A 22971-nucleotide genomic window follows, 5' to 3' on the forward strand; every position below is an offset into this window, starting at 1 on the left:
AAAGGTATGTGCTATTGTAGTTTTACTGAGCCTGCATTGCAGTAAAAATACCCGGCGCCTGTTGTGAGCGATGCTCAACAGGCACAAATTCCAGTAGTATAGCCAATCATTTAACTGACCAGAGACGTACAGATGATTGAGATCCTCGTGGGCAGCCAAATGGGCGCTGCTGAATACACAGCAGAACAAGTGGCTGAAACACTGGTACAAGCGGGATTTCCTGTCAGATTACATCTGACGCCCGTATTAGAACAACTGACCAGAAGCTCAACCTGGTTAGTGATCACCTCGACCTATGGTGCGGGTGATCTGCCCGATAACATCCAACCCTTTGCGGATCAATTAGCACAAGATCAAACAGATCTTACCACAGTTTCTTATGCCGTGATCACTTTAGGTGACTCCAACTATGATACTTTTTGTCTGGCTGGCAGCAAAATAGCGGAATTACTGGCAAAAAATTCAGCTAAAAATTTAGACCTGAGTTTACAAATTGATGCACAACACGCTGATTTGCCTGAAGATCTGGCGTTGGCTTGGTTACCACAATTGATCTCCAAGCTATCAGCACAATCAGTTGACTGATCTATCTGTAAGATCCTTTGAAAAAAAGGGGGACCAGAGTCCCCCACAAATACACAAGTCACTGTCCAGAAACTGGATATCTAACGGTGGTATGTTGGCAACTAGAACCAACAAGGCCGATCATCTGTCTTTAAGAATCAAATTACTTAATATTCTTCTGATAAATCACTGATAAAAATGAGATCCAGCTATACAGGGTTGTCCACAGACAGATCCCAACTTGATCACAGATGTGGATAAAACATGAATAACCCAGTGTATAAGCTGATGTTATCCTCTTGATGGAATTATTCGCATTTGACCCTGTGGATAAACATGCCATTTGATCACAGGTTGATCCGATATAGATCCGGATCAGATCACAGCTTAGATCCTTTATAAGATCCTGATCCTAAGAGGAAAAAATGGCTTATCAACCAGAAACAGCCTCTATAGTAGTAAGAATAATAAGAAAGATCTCTTTAAAGATCTTCTTTATATATATGGATCGCATCGGATCCTGAACACGTTTAAAACATTCCGTTTCACAGAGGATCTGAGGTACAATGCGTGCCCTTTTTTATGCTGTTGCAAAGGCGATGAGGCAGATATGTTGTTTCAACAAAGTTACGATGTGATTGTGGTCGGTGGCGGACATGCTGGCACTGAAGCTGCTTTAGCAGCTGCCCGTATGGGTATGCAAACCCTGTTGTTGACCCATAACGTTGAAACGCTGGGCATGATGTCTTGTAATCCTGCGATCGGTGGGATCGGCAAAGGCCATTTGGTCAAAGAGATCGATGCCTTAGGTGGCGCTATGGCCGTTGCAACGGATCATGCCGGGATCCAATTTCGCACACTGAATAGCTCAAAAGGCCCTGCAGTACGTGCTACACGAGCTCAGGCAGATCGACAGCTGTATCGTGCTGCGATCCGTTCCATCCTGGAAAACCAACCAAATCTGCAAATCTTTCAACAAGCCTGTGATGATCTGATCGTAGAAAATGATCAGGTTGTCGGTGTTGTAACCCAGATGGGATTGAAGTTTCAGGCAAAAGCAGTCGTGCTGACGGTTGGAACTTTCCTCGCAGGTCAGATCCATATTGGTTTGCAAAATTACAGCGGTGGCCGTGCTGGTGATCCGCCATCAGTGGCTTTGGCCCAACGTTTGCGTACATTACCATTCCGGGTCGGTCGGCTGAAAACCGGTACGCCACCACGCATTGACGCTCGTAGCGTGGACTTCAGCAAAATGCAGCCGCAACCAGGTGATACGCCACTGCCGGTAATGTCGTTTATAGGCAAACAAAGCGATCACCCGCGTCAGGTGCCTTGTTACATCACCTACACCAACGAACAGACCCATGACATCATTCGTGGCGGCCTGGATCGTTCACCGATGTACACCGGTGTAATTGAGGGCGTCGGTCCACGCTATTGCCCATCGATTGAAGATAAAATCAATCGTTTTGCGGACAAAGACAAGCATCAGATCTTTATCGAACCAGAGGGTCTGACTACACACGAACTGTATCCAAACGGGATCTCCACCAGCCTGCCATTCGATGTGCAACTGGCATTAGTGCACTCGATACCAGGTCTTGAAAATGCACATATCACCCGCCCTGGCTATGCCATTGAATATGATTTCTTTGATCCACGGGATCTGAAAAAATCATTGGAAACTAAATATATCAGCGGTCTGTTTTTTGCCGGTCAGATCAACGGTACAACTGGTTATGAAGAGGCTGGCGCACAAGGCTTGCTGGCAGGTCTCAACGCAGCTTTGCTGGTGAAAGAACAAGATGCGTTTGTACCTAGTCGCGATCAGGCTTACCTCGGAGTACTGGTTGATGATCTGACTACTTTGGGTACTAAAGAGCCCTACCGGATGTTCACCAGCCGTGCTGAATACCGGCTGATGCTGCGCGAGGACAATGCTGATTTGCGTCTGACCACCAAAGGCCGTGAGCTGGGGCTGGTTGATGATCTGCGCTGGGCCGCGTTTAACGAAAAAATCGAACAGATTGAACTGGAACGCCAGCGTCTGAAACAGAGCTGGATCCACCCGCAGCATGCGTCGCTGGCACAAGTAAATACCTTGCTGAAAACGCCATTAAGCCGTGAAGCGAGCTTAGAGGATCTGATCCGCCGGCCTGAAGTGACCTACAAAGATCTAATGCAGATAGAAGGCGTTGGTCCCGGACTGGCTATGCAGGACGCCGCTGAGCAAGTCGAGATCCAAATCAAATACGAAGGCTATATCAATCGCCAGCAAGACGAGATCGCCAAGCAGGAACGCAACGAAAACACCCGTTTGCCCGTAGGCTTTGATTATTCAGTCGTGAAAGGATTGTCGAATGAAGTCGTGCTGAAACTGAACCAAGCGCAGCCTGAAACTATGGGTCAAGCGTCACGGATCTCCGGTATTACACCAGCGGCCATTTCACTGCTGCTGGTCTATCTGAAAAAACAAGGCCTGTTACGAAAATCCGCCTGAGTCAGGACGCTACATGCTTGAAAAATTAAAAAAACTGGTCGCACAAACTGAGCTGCAGTTATCAGAGTTGCAGTTACAACAGCTGGTGCAGTACGTCCAGTTACTGGATAAATGGAACAGCGCCTACAATCTGACGTCAGTGCGCGATCCGAACGAAATGCTCGTAAAACATATCATGGACAGCCTGGCGGTTGCGCCATACCTGCACGGCGCACGGATCATCGATGTCGGCACTGGTCCAGGTTTGCCTGGTGTGCCGCTGGCGATTTGTTGCCCGGATAAAGAATTTACTTTGCTGGACAGTCTCGGCAAACGCGTACGTTTTCTCAACCAGGTTAAGTTGCAGCTCGGTCTGAAAAACATTCAGCCAGTGCAGAGTCGGGTTGAAGATCACCATCAACTTTATGACAGTGTAATCAGTCGTGCATTTGCCTCATTAAACGATATGCTGCATTGGTGTCAGCATTTACCGGTGCAGGATGGACAGTTTCTCGCCATGAAAGGCGCGCAGGCGCAGGAAGAAATTGCAGCTTTGCCCGATTTTGTTAAAGTTGTCGGCAATGTCGAACTGACAGTGCCAGAGTTGGTCGGCCAACGTTATCTGCTGGTGCTGGAAAAAACAGCAGTCTGAATACGGACTAGGGATCTTTGTGGGAAAAATCATCGCGATAGCCAATCAGAAAGGTGGTGTGGGTAAAACCACGACCGCAGTCAATCTGGCAGCATCTATGGCCGCGACCAAACGCAGAGTTCTGTTGATTGATTTAGACCCACAGGGCAATGCGACTATGGGCAGCGGAGTTGACAAATACGAAGTCCACGCAACTGCCTACGAGCTGCTGGTTGAAGAAAAACCATTGCCAGAGGTCGTAGTAAAAGATACCGCTGGCGGTTATCACCTGATCGCCGGCAATTCGGATGTGACAGCAGCCGAAGTCCGCTTGCTCGACGTTTTCGCTCGCGAACTCCGGTTACGGAACGCCCTGAAAAATTACCGCGATCAATACGATTTTATTTTTATCGACTGCCCGCCATCGCTGAATATGCTAACCGTCAATGCCATGGCGGCGGCTGATTCGGTGTTGGTGCCGATGCAGTGTGAATACTATGCGCTGGAAGGCCTCACAGCATTGGTTGATACCATCAATAAACTCGCTGCTGTGATCAATGCTGATCTGAAGATTGAGGGCATCCTGCGTACCATGTATGACCCACGCAATCGTCTCGCTAATGATGTCTCTGAGCAGTTGAAACGCCACTTTGGTGAGAAAGTTTACCGGGCAGTGATCCCTCGCAATGTGCGACTGGCCGAAGCGCCCAGTTTCGGCACGCCGGTGATGTACTACGACAAAAGCTCAACAGGAGCCAAAGCTTATCTGGCTCTCGCTGGCGAAATTTTGCGCCGTGCTGACAAAAAACAACAAAAAACCACCCCTGCGGTGTGATGTGAAGGAATGACCTGCGAATGTCTTTGAAAAAACGTGGCCTGGGCCGGGGTCTGGATGCTTTGTTAACGACTGGAAAACCTGCCAGTGCAGCTGAAAGCCAAGTTGAAAGTCGTCAGTCAGAGTTACAGAATCTACCGATCGAGTGGTTGCAGCCAGGCAAATACCAGCCTCGTAAAGACATGTCGCAAGATGCGCTGGAAGAGCTTGCGAGTTCTATTCGTGCACAGGGCGTGATCCAGCCGATAGTAGTGCGTCCGGTCGGTACAGACCGCTATGAAATCATCGCCGGTGAACGTCGCTGGCGTGCATCACAGCTTGCTGGACTAGCTGAAGTTCCATGCATGCTCAAAGACGTGCCAGATGAAGCAGCTGTCGCTATTGCGCTGATTGAAAATATTCAGCGTGAAGATCTTAACGCGATGGAAGAAGCAGTTGCGTTGCAACGTCTGCTGAGTGAATTTGAACTGACGCATCAGCAAGTTGCTGATGCTGTTGGTAAATCCAGAACAACAGTGACGAACTTGTTACGGCTGAACCTATTAGCGGATGAAGTTAAAACCTTGCTTGAGCATGGCGATATCGAAATGGGCCACGCTCGGGCCATTTTAGCGTTACCGGCTGAACAGCAACCGGATACCGGGCGGGTGATTGCAGCCAAGCAGTTGACGGTACGCGAAGCGGAAAGTCTGGTCAGGCGTTTGCTGGAACCTGTTCCAGTGAAAGAAAATAAAGCTAAAGACCCGGATGTTGCAGCACTTGAATCGAAATTAAGTGAACGATTTGGCGCACCGGTCAGTATTAGTTACAACCGTAAAGGCAAGGGTGAATTAGTCATCAATTACAGCAGTTTGCCGGAATTAGATGGTATCTTGCATAAATTGGGCCTTCCTGAGACTGAAAATTAACCGGTCAGGTTTCAGAAAGTTCGACATTCGTAGGATTGGCGCGGCTTTTGGTTGCAAAAAAAAGGCAGATAAGTATACTTGCGCGAGCTTTTTGTACTGTTGTTTTGCATTTATTCAGGTGGTGCTTTGTGCCTTTAACCACAACAAAACAACGTTATAAACTGATTTTTAAGACGTTTTTGTGGCAGTCGCTGGCGGGATTTGCTTTGGCGGCGCTGTGTTTAGCAGCTTGGGATAAGCTGGCCGCAAAATCTGTTCTGATAGGCGTTTATTGTGTTGTTGTGCCGCACAGTCTTTTTACGTGGTACGTGTTTCGCTTCCGTGCAGACATCCAGCCTGATCTGGTGCTGAAATCGGTCTACAGAGGCGAATCACTAAAATTTTTATTGTTGGCGTTGTTAGTCGCAACAGCGCTGAAACACGCTCTGATGATCCCTTGGTTGTTTTTTGGCGGACTGGTGTTCGCCCTGATCATGCAGGCGTTGTTACCGATTTTGATTAACTACGATAATTGGGACTAACGATGGCATCTGGTGAGCTTACGAGCAAAGACTATATTACCCACCACCTGACCAACTGGAGCGTCGGCGAAGGTTTTTGGACCGTTCATGTCGACACCTTAGGCTGGTCAATCTTTATGGGATTGATTTTCCTGTTCTCTTTCCGCGCTGTGGCAAAAACTGCCAACGCCGGTGTACCAACTAAATGGCAATGCGCCGTTGAGATGGTTGTTGAATTCATTGACAGCACAGTCAAAAGTACCTTCCACGGTAAAAATCCGATCATTGCGCCACTCGCGCTGACGATTTTTGTCTGGGTGTTGCTGATGAACCTGCTGGATTTAGTGCCGGTTGATTTTATTCCATGGACTGCCCAACAGATTGGTGCTGCCATGGGTTATGACCCGCATGACGTTTACATGAAAGCAGTCCCAACGACTGATTTGAACATGACCATCGCACTGGCGCTTGGTGTGTTTATTCTGATGATTTACTACTCAATCAAAATGAAAGGCATCGGCGGCTTCATCAAAGAGCTGACCACACAGCCATTCAACACGCCTTGGTTATACTGGTTCAACTTTATTCTGGAAGTGGTTGCCTTACTGGCCAAGCCTCTGTCTCTGGCACTGCGGTTATTCGGTAACCTGTATGCTGGCGAACTGATTTTTATCCTGATCGCGATGACCGGGTTGTATCAGCTGCCAATGCACTTTGTCTGGGCCGTGTTCCACTTGCTGGTTATTCCGCTGCAAGCGTTCATTTTCACCATCCTGACGGTGGTGTACCTGAGCATGGCGCACGAACACCACTAAGAAAGATTTCTTTTTAACTTTAACTTTAACATTAGTAACTTTGGAGAACGTTATGGAACTCGTTATCGGTTTAAAATACATCGCAGTAGCTCTGTTAATCGGTTTAGGTGCATTAGGCACAGCAATCGGTTTCGGTACTCTGGGCGGTAAATTCCTCGAGTCTGCAGCTCGTCAACCAGAGCTGGCTCCTAGCCTGCAAGGTAAAATGTTCGTTGTAGCAGGTCTTATCGACGCCATCGCGATGATCGGTGTTGCTATCGCGCTGTACATGCTGTTCGCAATTTAATTGGTCGCGAACCAGAACATTTACTTATGTCATTTAAGGAGAAGCGGTCGTGAATATTAACGCCACTCTCATTGGTGAGTTAATCGCGTTCCTGGTGTTTGTACTCTTCTGTATGAAGTATGTATGGCCACCAATTATCGGTGCGATTGAAACTCGTCAGCAAAAAATCGCAGATGGTCTGGCCGCGAGTGATCGCGCCGAACAAGACCTGCGGTTGGCGCAAGAGAAAGCAAAACAACAGCTGATCGACGCAAAGGCGCAAGCTTCTGTTGTCATCGACCAGGCGAAAAAACGCGAAGCGCAGATCATCGAAGAAGCTGCGGTTAAAGCGCAGGCTGAACGGGAAAAAATCCTGGCTCAGGCTAAAGCTGAAGTCGACGCTGAACGCATCCGGGCGAAAGAAGAACTGCGTAAGCAGGTCGCTGCCCTCGCCGTTGCCGGCGCAGAGCGGATCCTTCAACGTTCAATTGATGAAGCTGCTCACAGCGACATCCTGGATAAACTGGTTGCAGAACTGTAAAGAGGAAGAGCCATGTCTGAACTGACGAATGTCGCTCGTCCTTATGCCAAAGCGGCGTTCGACTTTGCGGTCGAACAAAACGCTTTGGCGGCCTGGGCTGATATGCTGTTTTTCGCTGCGGAAGTTGCGAAAAATCCAGTAGTCGCCGAGCGCCTGCAAAGCAACAGCGCTGCCGAAGCACAGGCAGCCTTTTTCATCCAGGTTTGTGGTGAACAGCTAAATGTACACGGTCAGAACCTGATTAAGGTCATGGCAGAAAACCAGCGTCTTCCGGCACTTCCTGCCGTACTGGACGGTTATCTGGTGTTAAAAGCTGAGTACGAAAAAGAAGCCACTGTTGATGTGGTTTCGGCAACTGTACTGAGCACTGCCCAGCAGGAAAAACTGATCGCGGCGTTATCCAAGCGTTTAGCCCGCAAAGTTAAGTTGAACTGTAGCGTAGACCCGGCTGTTGTCGGGGGTATGTTAATCAAAGCCGGTGATATGGTTATTGATGGCTCAGTTCGCGGTAAATTAGACCGTTTAGCCACTGCGCTGCAGTCATAATTGGGGATTAGAGCATGCAACTGAATTCCACTGAAATCTCTGAACTGATCAAACAACGTATTGAACAGTTTGCAGTTGTCAGTGAAGCTCGTAACGAAGGTACTATCGTCTCTGTAACAGACGGTATCATCCGCATCAACGGTCTGGCTGACTGTATGCAAGGTGAGATGATCGAGCTTCCTGGTAATCGTTACGCTATCGCACTGAACTTAGAGCGCAGCTCAGTTGGTGCCGTAGTGATGGGTCCATATGCGGACCTGCGCGAAGGTATTAAAGTAAAAGCCACTGGTCGTATTCTGGAAGTTCCAGTCGGTCCTGGTCTGTTAGGTCGTGTGGTCAACACCCTGGGTGAACCTATCGATGGCAAAGGTCCAATTGACGCAGCTGGTTTTGCACCGGTTGAAAAAATTGCACCAGGCGTTATCGACCGTCAATCGGTTGATCAGCCGCTGCAAACTGGTTACAAATCAGTCGACGCGATGATCCCTATCGGCCGTGGCCAGCGTGAGCTGATCATCGGTGACCGTCAGACCGGTAAAACGGCACTGGCAATCGACGCGATCATCAACCAGAAAACTACTGGCGTGAAATGTATTTATGTTTGTATCGGTCAGAAAGCATCGACCATTGCAAACGTGGTACGTAAGCTCGAAGAGCACAATGCCCTCGCCCACACTATCGTGGTCGTTGCATCTGCTTCAGAAGCTGCTGCCCTGCAATTCCTGGCGCCATACTCTGGCTGTACCATGGGTGAATACTTCCGTGACCGCGGTGAAGATGCACTGATCGTATACGATGACTTGTCAAAACAAGCCGTTGCTTACCGTCAAATCTCTCTGCTGTTACGTCGTCCACCGGGCCGTGAAGCTTACCCAGGCGACGTATTCTATCTGCACAGCCGTCTGCTGGAGCGTGCATCACGCGTCAACGACAACTACGTTGAGCGTCTGACCAATGGTGAAGTGAAAGGCAAAACAGGTTCTTTGACCGCATTGCCAATCATTGAAACTCAGGCTGGTGACGTGTCTGCATTCGTTCCGACGAACGTGATTTCAATCACTGACGGTCAGATCTTCCTTGAGTCAGGCCTGTTCAACGCCGGTATCCGTCCAGCAGTTAACGCTGGTATTTCGGTATCGCGGGTTGGTGGTGCTGCTCAGACCAAGATCATCAAAAAGCTCGGCGGTGGTATCCGTCTGGCGCTGGCTCAATACTCAGAACTGGCTGCGTTCGCGCAGTTCGCTTCAGACCTGGACGATGCGACCCGTGCGCAGCTGGACCACGGTCAGAAAGTGACAGAACTGATGAAACAGCTGCAGTACGCGCCAATGGGCGTGGCTGATATGGGTGTTTCGATTTTTGCCATCGAGAAAGGCTTTATGAAAGACGTCGAAGTTGCCAAGATCCTGGACTTCGAAGCCGCACTGCTGGCTTATATGCACGCAGAGCACGGCGCGTTCATGGCTGATCTGAACAAATCCGGTAACTACAACGACCAGATCGAAGCGACCATCAAAGGCGCGATTGAGAAGTTTAAAGCGACTCAGACCTGGTAACTGATGCGGGTGATGGTGACATCACCCGATACGTTGAAATTTTCGGAGATTAGTCATGGCCGGCGCAAAAGAGATAAAAAGTAAGATCGGGAGTATTAACAATACTCGTAAGATCACCAGCGCTATGGAAAAGGTTGCGGTCAGCAAAATGCGCAGAGCGCAGGAGCGGGTCGCACACAGCCGTCCATACGCTGAAGCTATGCGCAAAGTGATCGGTAATATCGCAAACGGCACTATCGAATATCGTCATCCGTATTTAACGGAGCGCGATGTGAAAAGTGTTGGTTACATTGTGATATCTACAGACCGTGGCCTTTGCGGCGGCCTGAATACCAACGAATTTAAGCGTGTGGCACAGGACCTCAAAGCGTGGAAAGAAAAAGGCGTCAAAGCTGAGTTTGCCGTGATCGGTAACAAAGCAACAGCCTTCTTTAAACGCTTCGGTGGCAAAGTGCTGGCGCAGCAGACGGGTTCAGGCGATACACCACGTTTGGCTGATGTCATTGGTTCTGTTCGGGTCATGCTGAATGCATATTCAGAAGGCCGGATTGATCGCTTATATGTGGTTTACAACAAGTTTGTGAACACCATGAAGCAAGAGCCAGTGATCGAGCAACTCTTACCTTTGCCAAAAGCAGAGATGTCAGCCAGAAAACACAGTTGGGACTACATTTACGAACCAGATCCGAAGGTTATCCTGGATCAGTTACTGGATCGTTTTATCGAGTCTCAGGTTTATCAGGGCGTTGTAGAAAACGCGGCGAGCGAGCAGGCAGCGCGGATGGTGGCAATGAAGGCCGCTACCGACAACGCCGGCAGCCTGATGGACGAACTGAAACTGGTTTACAACAAGGCACGACAGGCAGCCATTACGCAGGAACTGAGCGAAATCGTCGGCGGTGCTGCAGCTGTTTAATGCTTGGTTAACAGGTTTGAGAAATTAGAGGAATTAACATGAGTCAAGGTAAGGTAGTCCAAATCATTGGCGCCGTTGTGGATATCGACTTTCCACAAGATGCGGTACCTGGTATCTATGACGCGTTAAACGTAACAAGCGGCGATCTGGCTGGTCTGGTACTTGAAGTACAACAACAGCTGGGTGGCGGTACTGTTCGTGCCATCGCGTTAGGCTCCACTGACGGTCTGCGTCGTGGTGCTGAAGTTGCCAACACTGGCAAAGCCATTCACGTCCCAGTGGGCAAAGCCACACTGGGCCGTATCATGAACGTACTGGGCGAGCCAATCGACGAAGCTGGCCCAATCGGTGAAGAAGAGCGCATGCCAATTCACCGCGCAGCACCAAGCTACGAAGACCAGGCTGCTTCTAACGCACTGTTAGAGACCGGTATCAAGGTTATCGACTTAGTCTGCCCGTTCGCTAAAGGCGGTAAAGTAGGTCTGTTCGGTGGTGCCGGTGTAGGTAAAACCGTTAACATGATGGAACTGATCCGGAACATCGCGATCGAACACAGCGGCTACTCAGTATTCGCCGGTGTTGGTGAGCGTACCCGTGAAGGTAACGACTTCTACCACGAAATGAACGACTCGAACGTTCTGGACAAAGTATCACTGGTCTATGGCCAGATGAACGAGCCGCCAGGAAACCGTCTGCGCGTGGCACTGACTGGTCTGACTATGGCCGAGAAGTTCCGTGACGAAGGCCGTGACGTTCTGTTCTTCGTTGACAACATCTACCGTTACACCCTGGCCGGTACTGAAGTATCTGCACTGTTAGGCCGTATGCCTTCAGCAGTAGGTTATCAGCCAACGCTGGCGGAAGAGATGGGCGTTCTGCAAGAACGTATCACCTCTACCAAAACTGGTTCTATCACGTCTATTCAGGCCGTATACGTACCAGCGGATGACTTGACTGACCCGTCACCAGCTACCACGTTCTCTCACTTAGATGCGACCGTCGTACTGAGCCGTAACATCGCGTCTCTGGGTATCTACCCGGCGATCGATCCACTGGACTCAACTTCACGTCAGCTGGACCCATTAGTGATCGGTAAAGAGCACTATGAAGTGGCCCGTGGCGTGCAGTCAGTGCTGCAGCGTTACAAAGAGCTGAAAGACATCATCGCGATCCTTGGTATGGACGAGCTGTCAGATGCAGACCGCACGACAGTATTCCGTGCTCGTAAGATCCAGCGTTTCCTGTCACAGCCATTCTTCGTTGCTGAAGTATTCACTGGTTCTCCAGGTAAATACGTTTCACTGAAAGATACTATCCGTGGCTTTAAAGGCATTCTGGACGGTGAGTTTGATCACATGCCAGAACAAGCCTTCTACATGGTTGGTTCTATCGACGAAGCGATCGAAAAAGCGAAGAAGCTGTAATTTTACAGCTTTAGGAGAGCGAAATGGCGATGACAGTACAGTTGGACGTGGTAAGTGCTGAAGAGCGTATCTTCTCCGGCCTTGTTGAGTCCATTCAGGTTACTGGTAGCGAAGGTGAGCTGGGTATTTTACCTGGTCACATTCCACTGCTGACTGGCATCAAGCCAGGCATGGTGCGGATCGTAAAACAGTTCGGTGAAGAGCATCTGATCTATGTAGCTGGTGGCGTACTTGAAGTACAACCACACACAGTGACAGTGCTGGCCGATGTGGCGATCCGTGCTGAAGACCTGGACGAGCAGGCAGCGCTGGCGGCTCAGAAAAAAGCCCAGGAAGCGATGCAACATGCCGGCGCCGACTTCAACTATGCAGAAGCGGCGGCCCAGTTGGCCGAAGCGATTGCCCAGTTGCGTCTGATCCAGAAACTGCGCAAAAAGTAAGTTGTTTCTTGCTGAAAAAGCCACCTGCGGGTGGCTTTTTTTATGCGCGCGGTTCATGGCGCTGACCTGACAAGCCAAGGCGTTGCGTTGTTAAAAATTGCTCCAGTCAATTTTTTTATGGTTGATAGTTTATGTTAACCTGCTAGTTACATCATTTAATTCAGATTTCTGTTGAAATGCTTACAGGAGCCGCACGCGGATGGATCAAAGTGAAAAACGTAGTATTCACTGGGAAAAATGGACTGCCGTTGGCACTGTTGTGATGGCGGTGTGTGCTTTAATCACATCTTTGTGGCAAGGCTATACCCTGCAACAGCACAATAAATTGTCACTAAGACCTTATCTCGAATTCGAAGCCAATTTTCAGCGGATGCCGGATAAACGGATTAGTTTCGAGCTGCTGGTTAATAACAACGGCATCGGGCCTGCTGAAGTTACACAAATGAAAATCTGGCTCGGTGGCGAGCAAATCTCGTCAACCCATCGGATTTGGCCAACGTTAAAAGTTGCAGCGCCGACAGATTGTCTGGGGGCTGGTAACGTCGCGCGTTTTTACAAAGTTGATGACCAACAGATGGTGATCAGGGCAGACGAAAAATGCCTGCTGACCGATGCAGAGTACCAAAAACTACAGCAACAACTGCGGATCGAACTGACCTATCAGTCGTTGTATGGTGACAGTTACCAGGTGAGTTGGGGAGAGCCGGCAGCACGCGGTTAAGATGCGCTTTTGATAGAGCGGATAGCGCTGCTATTTACCTGCTGTTCGGTTAGAATCGACGGATAACATTTAAAAAAGGATTGGCTCAGATGGCTTTAAACGTCGTGATCCTGGCAGCCGGTAAAGGCACCCGGATGAAATCAGCTTTACCAAAAGTCTTGCATAAGGTCGCAGAGCGGCCGATGGTGCAGCACGTGATCGATACTGCGCGTCAGCTCAATGCGGCACAAATTAACCTGGTGTATGGCTATGGTGCAGACCAGCTGAAGGCTGGTTTAGGTGAGCAGCCATTAAACTGGGTACTGCAGGCTGAACAGCTGGGAACCGGTCATGCGGTTCAACAGGCGCTGCCGCATGTGGCAGATGACGACGTTGTGCTGGTGTTATACGGTGATGTGCCACTGACCCGATTAGAAACGCTGCAGCAATTACTGGCAGCACGCAGCGAAAATGGTCTGGCCGTGCTGACCGTTCATCTGCAAAACCCAACCGGCTATGGCCGTATGGTGCGCGAAAACGGTAAAGTCGTTGGTATTGTTGAACAAAAAGATGCCAATGCTGAGCAGCTGAAAATCACTGAAGTGAACAGTGGCATCATGGCAGTACCAGGCAAGCAGCTGAAAAGCTGGCTGGGTAAACTGCAAAACAATAACGCGCAGGGCGAATTCTATTTAACCGACATTATCGCGATGGCGCATGCTGAAGGCGTGGATATAACCACGGCGCATCCGGCTAATCCGATTGAAACCGAAGGCGCAAATAACCGTGTGCAGCTGGCGCAGCTGGAGCGCGCTTATCAGGCGCGTCAGGCCGAAGCGCTGATGCTGAACGGCGCGAATTTACGCGATCCGGCGCGCATAGATGTGCGTGGTGAAGTGACTGTGGGTTCGGACGTGATGATCGACGTCAACGTCATTTTTGAAGGCAAAGTGATGCTCGGCAATGGCGTAGTCATTGGTGCCAACTGTATTCTGAAAGACTGTACTGTTGGCGACAATACTGAGATTAAGGCCAATACCATGGTGGAGTCGTCCACTATTGGTGCTGATTGTTCAGTCGGGCCTTTTGCCCGGATCCGGCCGGATTCAGTGCTGGCAGACGACAGCCATGTCGGTAACTTTGTCGAGCTGAAGAAAACCCGCCTGGGTAAAGGCTCAAAAGCCAATCACCTGACTTACCTCGGTGACGCAGTGATCGGCAGTAAAGTGAATGTCGGTGCCGGAACTATCACCTGTAACTATGATGGCGCCAACAAGTTCCAGACGACGATTGAAGACGGCGTTTTTGTCGGCTCCAACAGCTCGCTGGTGGCTCCGTTGACGTTAGGTCAAAACAGTACCGTTGGTGCTGGCTCAGTAGTGACGCACGATGTCGCTGCAGACGAGTTGGTTGTTGCGCGGACCAAACAGCGTCATATCAGTGGCTGGCAACGGCCGCAGAAAATCAAAAAATAACCCGTCAGGCCAGTTTTACTGGCCTTTTTTCTTGGTTTCATCAGAGCAGGAGTCACCGGATGTACAAGCGCTTTTTTGCTGGAATTCTGTTGCTGGTCAGCTTGGGGGCGCAGGCTGAAAGTTCGGTCTGGCGCGTCAGCAAAGGCACTGATCAGCTGTGGATTGGCGGTACTGTGCATCTGTTACCGCCGGCCCAATATCCGTTACCGGCTGAATTTGACGCGGCATATCAGCAAAGCTCGGTGTTGGTGCTGGAAACTGATCTGGGTCAGATGCAGGATGCAGCGAATGCGCGTTTGATGCAGCAACAGCTTATGTATCCGGCCGGGACTGTGCTGAGCAGTAAATTGTCCGGTAAAACCCGGGAACTGTTGCAGGTGTTATTGCAAAAACACCGGCTGACGCTATCTCAGGTTGAACAGTTTAAGCCGGGGATGTTGGTCACACAGCTCACCTTACTGGAGTTACAGCAACAAGGTTTCAGCTCGCCAGGAGTCGATCAGCATTTTTTGACGTTGGCATCACAACAGAAAAAAACGTTGAAATATCTTGAGGCGATTGAGTTTCAGCTGCAGTTGCTGGGTGATTTAGGCACGGGGCGGGAAGATTTGTTTTTGCAACATGCACTCAGTGATGTCGAGCAAAGTGCTGATTTGATGGATAAAACCTTACGTGCCTGGCGTGCCGGGGATTTGAACCAGGTCGAGCAGTTGGTATTGTCACCGGTGAAAGCAGCAGATGCCCAAACGTATCAGCAAATGTTTGTGAGTCGTAATCAAGCCTGGTTACCACAAATTCAGGCGTTGTTCGGCAATAAGGAGCAAGAACTGGTGTTAGTGGGGTTAGGTCATTTAGCGGGTTCTGACGGCCTGCTGGCTTTGCTGCAACAGGCTGGCTATCAGGTTGAAGCGGCTAAAACTCTGTCATCACCCGACAAAACCACTGAATAGGTTGCATCAGAAGTTCTAACTGCGGTGCTGCGAAGTAACTATACAAGCCGAGTCTGCTTTCCAGTAACAGTAACAACGCGTTGGCAAATAGCATCGCCAGGACAAACAGCATAAATACCTGGCCGGCCTGACGCCAGCCGGGTGACTGGATAAGGTCTGAATTGACAGAACTTTGGGCCATGATGAATATCCTTTCGTAAAGAGAATCTGAGCTTTGGTCGTGTGAGTACGAAAAAAAGTTTATGCCGGATGCGAAAATAAATTGTTTTTGTTGTGACCATCGCGCATCACCGCGGGATGACAGGGGAAAATATGCGTTGGTTACCTGCAGTCGCGTTTTTTAGTTTTCTGATTTGGGTCATAGTGGCAGCAGATTCAGGCCAGCAGAATTACTTTCTGCAACTGGCGGGATCTTTGCCTTATGGCGACAAAATTGGTCATGTGTTGTTATTTGCTGCGCTGGCTTTATTGCTGAATTTTGCCACGAAGGCGCGGCAATTGGCTGTCGGACCGGTTCGGCTATATCTGGGCGTAGTGCTGACTTTAGGCTTTGCCCTGCTTGAAGAAGGCAGCCAGCTATTGTTTCCAGCACGCAGTTTTGAACTGCTGGATATCTTGGCTGACTTACTGGGTGTGACGCTGGCAACCTTGCTGACCAAGGCTTTTTATCAGCTCAGAGGCCGTTACCGTGCACGTCGTGCAGTGGCTGTGTTGGCTCCGACGGACGACTGAATTCAGGCTCCGCCGGTTAAACCAAACTTCTCCAGCCGGTATAAAAAGGCTTTGTAGGGCAGTTGCAGTAAGCGCGCAGCCTGCGCTTTATTGCCATCACAACGCTGCAGTGCCTGTTGCAGACAACTTTTTTCCAGCGTTTCAAAAGCCAGCCCTTCTGGCGGCAGGATGAAGCCGCTGACGGGAGTCTGCCCGGCCTCCGGCTGTAACCCCGCCAGCAGCTCCTGTTCATCTTGCAACAGCACATAACGCTCAATCCGGTTGGCCAGTTCGCGCACATTGCCAGGCCAGCGATAGCCGAGCAGCTGCTTGAGCGTCTGTTTACTGAGCGCCGGTGCCTGTTGTTGATAACGCTGCTGATGTTGTTGCAGAAAATGTTCCAGCAGCCGCGGAATATCTTCACTGCGCTCGCGCAGGGCCGGCATATGCAGTGGCACCACGTTCAGGCGGTAGAATAAGTCTTCGCGAAAACGACCATCACGTACTGCGACAGCCAAATCCTGATGACTGGCCGCGATGATCCGTACATTGAGTTTAATTTCATGATGACTGCCAAGCCGGGTCACAGTGCCTTGTTGTAACAGCCGCAATAATTTGGCCTGCAGGCTCAGTGGTAGTTCGGCGATTTCATCCAGAAACAGTGTGCCGCCCTCTGCGGCTTCGAATTTACCGGCCTTGGCTGCATGCGCACCAGTAAACGCGCCTTTTTCTGCACCAAACAATTCGGCTTCCGCCAGACTTTCCGGAATAGCGCCACAGTTCAGTGCAATAAAGGGTCCCTGCCGGCGTGGTGATAACTGATGCAGTGCGCGCGCCGCCAGCTCTTTACCAGTGCCACTTTCCCCGCTGATCAGCACTGTCACATCAGTGCCGGAAATGCGTTGAATGCGCTGAAACAGCTGCTGCATACAAGGGGCGTGGCCGATGATGTCGACCAGTTGTTGCTGTTCACTGAGCGCGGCACTTAATTGCTGATTTTGTTTACGCAGGCTGCGGGCGCGCAGGCCTTTACGCACCGCCAGCAACAATTCCTGCCGTTTAAATGGCTTGGCCAGATAGTCATCGGCGCCCGCTTGGATCGCTTCAACGGCATGACTGACCGAGCCATAGGCAGTCGCAATGACAAAGCCCAGCGTCGGATAATGGGCTTTGCAATAATCCAGCAGTTCTAAGCCGCTTAAACTGCCCAGTTTCCAGTCGCTGAATACCAGCGCGATATCTGGCTGCTGCTGTAATTGCAGAATGGCGGCGGGCACGCTGTCGGCATTGCAGACACGGTAGCCTTCCGCCTGTAATAACTCGGTGACCAGCTGGCGTTGGCTGTGGTCATCTTCAACCACCAGCAGCTGCGGTTGCTGTAACGACAGCGTTTGATGGGGTGGTTGTGGCATGCTCATTGATTTAACTCCGTCCCCAGCCTGATTTGCGCCAGCACACCACCTTCCGGTCTGTTGTGCAGGCTGATCTCACCCTGGTAATACATCTGCAGCAGACGCTGCGCCAGATAAAGGCCCATACCGGCGCCTTCGGCTTTACTGCTGATATGCGGTTGAAACAGGCTGGCGGCGACTTCTGTACTCAACCCCGGCCCTCGATCGCTGACCTCAAAGTAAATTCCGTTGGCGTCGTGCCATAACTTCAAGCCGACAGTACCCGGCAGTGGGCTGGCTTCTACCGCATTACTGACCAGTACATGCAGAATAAAGCGCAGCTCTGCTTCAGCGCCCTGACACGACAGAGCCTGCGCCTCCAGCTGTAGTTGCTGCGCCGAGAATTCCAGGCAGAGGTCCTGCAGCACGGTTTTCAGCGCAACCGGCGCGCTACGGTCGACGCCCTGACAGCTGAGTGTCAGCAAGGTGGTCAGGGTGCGGTTGATATGCTGCATTTTTTGTTCGATCAGCTGCTGCAATGCCGGGTCACTGCCGGGTAACTGTTCGAGCGCTAAGGCCATCGTATGAATAGGGTTGCGCAGCGCATGGACCAGGCCGCGGCTGACTTCGCCCAGTTCCACCAGTTGTTGCTGGCGGGCCAACTCGGCTTTTTGCTGTTGTAAGGCAGCGAGCTCAGTACTGGCCTGGTTAAACTGCTGTAGCGCCAGCCGATATTCCGCCAGCGGTGCATCGGTGCCCAGCTGAATACCGGCTTGACCCTGCGCCAGTGCCCGAAAGCCCCGCGCCAGTTGCTGTAACGGCTGGAGCAAACGCGAGCCAAACCACAACAGTAGCAACAGCGCCAGAGCGGTGGTTATTGCCAGTGCTAACAGCTGGTAGCTCAGGTACTGGCTGATCAGCTGCTGACTGGAACCAGTGGTTTTTAAGCGGAACTGACTGACCCAATGCTGGGGCGCTTCGCCTTGCTGCTTTAACTCAGACAGGGTTTGTTCCAGCTGCAGGTTCAGGTCGAGATCGACCGGCATCTGTTGTTTCGCATCAACAGGTCCTTGTTGTTTCATCTTGACGATGGTGATGCCATTTTCCAGTTTGCGGACTTCGACTTGCCTATCGCTCGATGAGTTTGGTTCGGTAGTTGTCTGTGCGGGCTGTTGCTGTTCTGACTGCACAGAGACCTGCTGCCCGGACTCGTCATCAGTCCTGAAGACCTGCACAGCGCTGTCGGTGCTGAAAACAAACTGATGCTGAAGTTTTTCAGCGGTGCGGGCCAAAATGATCCGGCTCAGCGCCTGACTTTGCTCACTGAGCTGTTGCTGTAGCTGTTGCTGAAACCACCACAGCGTCAGCGCCTGACTGAGCCCGAGCAGCACGAACAGACCACAGACGCCGAGGATCACTGCTTTTGGCATATTAAATGACATGAATCTTCCTGCTGCTGAGTTTGGAACGAACCTGACCTCATTGTTACCGCAAGTTCAGTGCCAGCGTAATTGAGTCATTCATATTGATAACGCACTGAAATAAAACACTTTTTAAAGTATGTCAGGCGAGCTGACGCTCAGCATGGCTGATATCAGCACATTGATCTCCTCATTTCGGGATATTTTCGCCGTATTCGCAAGTGCCAAATTTTAACTGCATGAAAATAAACAAGAAAAAATATGGCATCAAACTTCCTATAGCTATGCGTCTGAGTCCACCAGCGGACTCTTTTTCCCCAAGGAGCGAAACGATGAAAAAATCTACTCTGCAGTTGATGGTGTTACCGATGTTGCTGTTGTCTTTGACGGCCTGTGCCCAGGCTGGCGCCGGCCCGGCGGCTGCGGAAAACGCCACCGAGCACAAACAAACCAAAGTGTTGGTACTGAATGACGCCGACGGCAAAACATTTAAATGGGACAACAGCCAAAGCCCGGCGGAATTAGAGAAAGCGCTGGCGGAATTGCCGGTCGAAAAGCGCGAGAAAATCCGCAGCATCATCGAACAAATGAAATCCACAGCTCCGGGTGAACCGCAGGTGCTGGTGAAAACGCTTGATGGTGATGATCTGGACCTCGATGTCAAAGTGATCACCGATAAAGTCGTGATGCATAAAATGGTTGCCGGTGAAGGTCATGAATTTGAGCTGGTGAAAAAATTACTCGCCAGCGGCAAATTCAGCAAAGAACAACTCCAGGAGTTACAAAAGCAACTCGACAGTAAGTTCTGAACTGCCCTGCAGCTACGTCTGGAAACCCTGGACCTGGCGTTGCGCTGGCTGACTGTGTGTTTGATGGCCTAAAGATCGGTGAAAAATGCAAAGGGCAGCCGGCGCTGCCCTTTGTCTTAATGACTGATTCGGTTTAAATGACCAGTCAGATCACCAGCCACATTGGCGGCCTTTATTCTGCTCGTCGAGGTAACTTTGCAGCGGCGCAAAATATGCCTGAATGGCCGAGGCGTCCATGTCCGGTTTACCGGTCAGCGTTGCTAAAGCGTCCTGCCAGGGTTTGCTGGCGCCCATTTCCAGCATGGCGTTCAGCGCAGTGCCGGCTTCTTTGCTGTTATAAATTGAACAGCGATGGATAGGACCGGCGTCTTTGGCGATTTCACACAGCGCTTTGTGGAACTGGAACTGCAGAATATGCGCGAGGAAATACCGGGTATATGGCGTATTGGCCGGGACGTGGAACTTAGCGCCGGCATCAAAATCGGCTTCAGACCGAGCGACCGGAGCAGACACACCCTGATATTTTTCCCGCAGTTTCCACCAGGCCTCGTTATATTGTTCTGGTTTCACCTGACCGGAAAACACCTGCCAGCGCCACTGATCGACCAACAAACCAAAAGGCAGGAAAGCGACTTTATCCAGCGCCATTTTCATCAACAAGCCAATGTCTTTGGATTCGTCCGGTACCTGTTCGAGCAGGCCAATTTGCTGCAGGTACTTGGGGGTGACAGATAAAGCGATGGTATCGCCGATGGCTTCATGGAAACCGTCGTTGGCGCTATCCTGATAAAACACCGGCTGATGTTTGTAGGCGCGTTGATAAAAGTTGTGCCCCAGTTCATGGTGAATGACTGCGAACTCTTCACCGGTTTTTTCGATACACATCTTGATGCGTAAATCGTCTTTGGCGTCTAAATCCCAGGCCGACGCGTGGCAAATCACGTCGCGATCACGTGGTTTGGTAAACTGCGAGCGGGTCCAGAAGGTTTCCGGCAGCGGTGCAAAACCCAAAGAGGTAAAGAAACCTTCGGCACCTTTGACCATTTTCAGCTCGTCATAGCCTTTGTCCGCCAGCAGCTTCGTCACGTCATAACCCGGATCTGAGTTCTCCGGGGCGACTAAATCATAAATATTGCCCCAGGTTTGCGCCCACATGTTGCCGAGTAAATGCGCCGGGATCGGTTTGTCCTGCGGCACTTTGTCAGTCCCGTATTTCTCGCCGAGTTTAGCGCGGACATGGCAATGCAGCGCCTGATACAGCGGCTTCACGGCGCCCCATTGTTTGTCGAGTTCAGCGGCAAATGCGTCTGCATCCATATCATACTTGGAGCGCCACATCGCGCCGGTATCGGTATAACCCAGCTCCTTCGCGCCTTCATTCGCCAGTTCTACTTGCCGCACATACAAAGGTTTCATTGGTGCAGCGGTGTCGTGCCAGCCTTTCCACATTTCCAGCTGTTCGTCATAACTGCGAGAACTTGCCATCACCGCCGACATTTCACCCAGAGCCATCTCTTTACCGGCAGCGTTGGTGTATTTGCCTTTGCCATACATCGCATTCAGTTTGGCTACAATCCCCGCCAGTTCTTCAGTTTTTGTCGGATCTTTTGGTGCCGCTAACGTCAGCGCCAGTTTCAGCTTATCCAGCTGGCGGCGGGTATCGGCATCAACCTGTGTGTCATTAAAGCGGGCGGCTTCATTGGCGAGCGCGACTACGGCTTCGGTCAGTTTTTTGTTGTAGTCCGCCGACAGTGCTTCAGTGTCTTCGGTGATGTAGGTATTGGCGATCCAATCGGCGCGGTTCACTTCGAGCAACAATTGGCGGGTTTGTTCAGAAGCTTTGGCAACAAAAGCTTTGGCTTCTTCTGCGGTAGGCGCTGCGGCCTGTGCCGGTGCGACAGGCGTATCCGCGGCCGGTTTACTGGCTGGCTGACAACCGAGCAAAGCGCCAGCGACCAGCACCGCTATTAACGTAGGTTGGAAAGATGTTTTCATAAGTGTTCCTGAGTTTTTATTATGGAGCCCTTGAGCTCTGCCAGTATTGGCCTGCAGACCGGTGAAAGCAAATCTGATCAGTTTGGCATTTTTTTTCTGCGCAGACGCATGCTAATGTACTGATGCTTTTCAATAAGTTAACAGGATTTTTATGCAAGGGATTTTGCGTTTTAGTGGCAGTTTACTGGTTGGTATTGCTGTTGGTTATGGCCTCGCACAGTGGCAGCAACCTGCTTTGTCTGCCGCAGATTCGGGCCAGCCTATATCTGTACCCGCTCCTGTACCTGTCAATGTGATGCCATTACCCGAAACAGTCACTGTAGCCCCGCAGTCTCCGGCTGAGACTAAACAAGTGCCAACAGTGCAATCACCAGCACTATCCGATCCGGCCTGGCAGCAATCGACATTAGACGAAAACTGGCTCGCCTTTGTCGAACAGCAGTATCCCAAACGGTTACAGCAAGATTTGTTGGCGTTTCCGGATGCGGTGAAGCAACAGATGCAGGCTTTCCAGCGGGCAGAAGTAGATGCCGACTGGGCACAAGCCACGGAGCAGCAGGTGCAGGATCTATTGATCACGCAACAAGATCTGAAGTTTTTACAGGTCGAGCGGGTGCAATGCCGACAAGATGGCTGTGAAATTTATGGCACTTCGCTGAACCCCGCCGCGTTGGATGCATTGAATCGCCAGCTACGCCGGTTCCACTCCAACGATACGCATACAATGATCATGGACCTGACCAAACCAGGGACTGAACTGGGTAATTTTTACTTATTACTGTCCGGCATGAAAAAAGACTGAGCGCAGGTCTGCGACTCAGTCTTTCAAAGCAGTGGAACTACTGGCTCAGACCTTCGTCAGCGCCTGAGCTAAATCCGCCAGCAAATCTTCGATGTCTTCGACACCAATACTTAAGCGCACGAGGTTGTCAGTGACGTTGGCGCGAACGCGGTCTTCCGGCGTCATCGCGGCGTGCGTGGTGCTGGCGGGGTGGCAGGCCAGGCTTTCCAGGTCGCCTAAACTGACAGCCTGCGCGAACAGGGTCAGGTTATCGAGCAAACGGGCGCAAGCGTCAAAACCGCCATGAAGTTCCAGCGC

25 protein-coding genes are annotated in these 22971 nt (G+C 50.8%); 20 read left to right on the top strand and 5 right to left on the bottom strand.

Annotated elements, in window-relative coordinates:
* Nucleotides 1–132: 132 nt before the first annotated feature.
* The 17 genes from mioC (at nt 133) to ACFFJP_RS15230 (ending at nt 15545) form a co-directional block, all read left to right on the top strand.
* Nucleotides 133–585 (top strand): FMN-binding protein MioC, encoded by a 453-nt coding sequence (gene mioC / locus ACFFJP_RS15150; RefSeq protein ID WP_377245866.1) that lies wholly within the window; start codon nt 133–135, stop codon nt 583–585.
* 589 nt (nt 586–1174) lie between these two features.
* Nucleotides 1175–3064 (top strand): tRNA uridine-5-carboxymethylaminomethyl(34) synthesis enzyme MnmG, encoded by a 1890-nt coding sequence (gene mnmG, locus ACFFJP_RS15155; RefSeq protein ID WP_377245869.1) that lies wholly within the window; start codon nt 1175–1177, stop codon nt 3062–3064.
* A 13-nt stretch (nt 3065–3077) separates the two neighbouring features.
* The gene (gene rsmG / locus ACFFJP_RS15160) at nt 3078–3695 is read left to right on the top strand and encodes a 16S rRNA (guanine(527)-N(7))-methyltransferase RsmG (protein WP_377245872.1); all 618 of its coding nucleotides are present in this window, start codon (nt 3078–3080) and stop codon (nt 3693–3695) included.
* A 19-nt stretch (nt 3696–3714) separates the two neighbouring features.
* Nucleotides 3715–4509, top strand: coding sequence for a ParA family protein (locus ACFFJP_RS15165; RefSeq protein WP_208932540.1), 795 nt, complete (start codon nt 3715–3717; stop codon nt 4507–4509).
* Between the two features lie 20 nt (nt 4510–4529).
* Nucleotides 4530–5417, top strand: a complete 888-nt coding sequence (locus tag ACFFJP_RS15170; RefSeq protein ID WP_377245876.1) for a ParB/RepB/Spo0J family partition protein — start codon at nt 4530–4532, stop codon at nt 5415–5417.
* Nucleotides 5418–5464: 47 nt separating this feature from the next.
* The gene (locus ACFFJP_RS15175; RefSeq protein WP_377245880.1) at nt 5465–5938 is read left to right on the top strand and encodes an ATP synthase subunit I; all 474 of its coding nucleotides are present in this window, start codon (nt 5465–5467) and stop codon (nt 5936–5938) included.
* Between the two features lie 2 nt (nt 5939–5940).
* Entirely contained in the window at nt 5941–6732 is a 792-nt protein-coding gene (atpB, locus tag ACFFJP_RS15180) for a F0F1 ATP synthase subunit A (RefSeq protein WP_377245883.1), read from the top strand.
* 52 nt (nt 6733–6784) lie between these two features.
* Nucleotides 6785–7018 carry a F0F1 ATP synthase subunit C gene (gene atpE / locus ACFFJP_RS15185; protein WP_208932544.1) on the top strand — a complete coding sequence of 78 codons (234 nt, stop codon included), beginning with the start codon at nt 6785–6787 and terminating at the stop codon, nt 7016–7018.
* A 49-nt stretch (nt 7019–7067) separates the two neighbouring features.
* Nucleotides 7068–7538: a F0F1 ATP synthase subunit B gene (gene atpF / locus ACFFJP_RS15190; protein ID WP_208932545.1), complete on the top strand. Its 471-nt coding sequence runs from the start codon at nt 7068–7070 to the stop codon at nt 7536–7538.
* A gap of 12 nt (nt 7539–7550) precedes the next feature.
* Complete coding sequence (atpH, locus tag ACFFJP_RS15195; RefSeq protein WP_377245886.1) at nt 7551–8084, top strand: F0F1 ATP synthase subunit delta; 534 nt, start codon at nt 7551–7553, stop codon at nt 8082–8084.
* 14 nt (nt 8085–8098) lie between these two features.
* Nucleotides 8099–9640, top strand: a complete 1542-nt coding sequence (atpA, locus tag ACFFJP_RS15200; RefSeq protein WP_208932547.1) for a F0F1 ATP synthase subunit alpha — start codon at nt 8099–8101, stop codon at nt 9638–9640.
* A gap of 55 nt (nt 9641–9695) precedes the next feature.
* The gene (atpG, locus tag ACFFJP_RS15205; protein ID WP_377245889.1) at nt 9696–10556 is read left to right on the top strand and encodes a F0F1 ATP synthase subunit gamma; all 861 of its coding nucleotides are present in this window, start codon (nt 9696–9698) and stop codon (nt 10554–10556) included.
* Between the two features lie 38 nt (nt 10557–10594).
* Nucleotides 10595–11980, top strand: coding sequence for a F0F1 ATP synthase subunit beta (atpD, locus tag ACFFJP_RS15210; RefSeq protein ID WP_208932549.1), 1386 nt, complete (start codon nt 10595–10597; stop codon nt 11978–11980).
* 23 nt (nt 11981–12003) lie between these two features.
* Nucleotides 12004–12420: a F0F1 ATP synthase subunit epsilon gene (locus tag ACFFJP_RS15215; protein ID WP_208932550.1), complete on the top strand. Its 417-nt coding sequence runs from the start codon at nt 12004–12006 to the stop codon at nt 12418–12420.
* A 199-nt stretch (nt 12421–12619) separates the two neighbouring features.
* Nucleotides 12620–13141, top strand: a complete 522-nt coding sequence (locus ACFFJP_RS15220) for a DUF8453 domain-containing protein (RefSeq protein WP_377245892.1) — start codon at nt 12620–12622, stop codon at nt 13139–13141.
* Between the two features lie 89 nt (nt 13142–13230).
* Complete coding sequence (gene glmU, locus ACFFJP_RS15225; protein WP_377245895.1) at nt 13231–14595, top strand: bifunctional UDP-N-acetylglucosamine diphosphorylase/glucosamine-1-phosphate N-acetyltransferase GlmU; 1365 nt, start codon at nt 13231–13233, stop codon at nt 14593–14595.
* Between the two features lie 59 nt (nt 14596–14654).
* Entirely contained in the window at nt 14655–15545 is an 891-nt protein-coding gene (locus tag ACFFJP_RS15230; protein ID WP_377245898.1) for a TraB/GumN family protein, read from the top strand.
* Here ACFFJP_RS15230 and ACFFJP_RS15235 read toward each other — a convergent pair.
* On the bottom strand, nt 15508–15726 hold the full coding sequence (locus ACFFJP_RS15235) for a hypothetical protein (RefSeq protein WP_377245901.1): 219 nt from the start codon (nt 15724–15726) through the stop codon (nt 15508–15510). The genes ACFFJP_RS15230 and ACFFJP_RS15235 overlap by 38 nt on opposite strands.
* 131 nt (nt 15727–15857) lie before the next feature.
* Here ACFFJP_RS15235 and ACFFJP_RS15240 point away from each other — a divergent pair, with 131 nt between their 5' ends.
* Complete coding sequence (locus ACFFJP_RS15240; protein WP_377245904.1) at nt 15858–16277, top strand: VanZ family protein; 420 nt, start codon at nt 15858–15860, stop codon at nt 16275–16277.
* A 2-nt stretch (nt 16278–16279) separates the two neighbouring features.
* Here ACFFJP_RS15240 and ACFFJP_RS15245 read toward each other — a convergent pair whose 3' ends face one another.
* Complete coding sequence (locus tag ACFFJP_RS15245) at nt 16280–17674, bottom strand: sigma-54-dependent transcriptional regulator (RefSeq protein WP_377245907.1); 1395 nt, start codon at nt 17672–17674, stop codon at nt 16280–16282.
* A complete protein-coding gene (locus ACFFJP_RS15250; protein WP_377245910.1) occupies nt 17671–19089 on the bottom strand; it encodes a sensor histidine kinase in 1419 nt (472 codons plus the stop codon). Before ACFFJP_RS15250 ends, ACFFJP_RS15245 begins: the two co-directional genes overlap by 4 nt.
* A 311-nt stretch (nt 19090–19400) precedes the next feature.
* Between ACFFJP_RS15250 and ACFFJP_RS15255 the strand changes: the two genes are divergently transcribed.
* Nucleotides 19401–19877, top strand: a complete 477-nt coding sequence (locus tag ACFFJP_RS15255) for a hypothetical protein (protein ID WP_377245913.1) — start codon at nt 19401–19403, stop codon at nt 19875–19877.
* A gap of 150 nt (nt 19878–20027) precedes the next feature.
* Here ACFFJP_RS15255 and ACFFJP_RS15260 read toward each other — a convergent pair whose 3' ends face one another.
* Complete coding sequence (locus ACFFJP_RS15260; RefSeq protein ID WP_377245916.1) at nt 20028–21872, bottom strand: M2 family metallopeptidase; 1845 nt, start codon at nt 21870–21872, stop codon at nt 20028–20030.
* 151 nt (nt 21873–22023) lie between these two features.
* Here ACFFJP_RS15260 and ACFFJP_RS15265 point away from each other — a divergent pair, with 151 nt between their 5' ends.
* Nucleotides 22024–22674, top strand: a complete 651-nt coding sequence (locus ACFFJP_RS15265; protein ID WP_377245919.1) for a hypothetical protein — start codon at nt 22024–22026, stop codon at nt 22672–22674.
* Nucleotides 22675–22719: 45 nt separating this feature from the next.
* Here ACFFJP_RS15265 and ACFFJP_RS15270 read toward each other — a convergent pair.
* On the bottom strand, nt 22720–22971 hold a 252-nt coding region (locus ACFFJP_RS15270; RefSeq protein ID WP_377245922.1), incomplete at its 5' end, for a PLP-dependent transferase.

Source organism: Rheinheimera tilapiae (assembly GCF_042432165.1).
In the GTDB taxonomy this organism is placed as follows: Bacteria; Pseudomonadota; Gammaproteobacteria; order Enterobacterales; family Alteromonadaceae; genus Pararheinheimera; species Pararheinheimera tilapiae.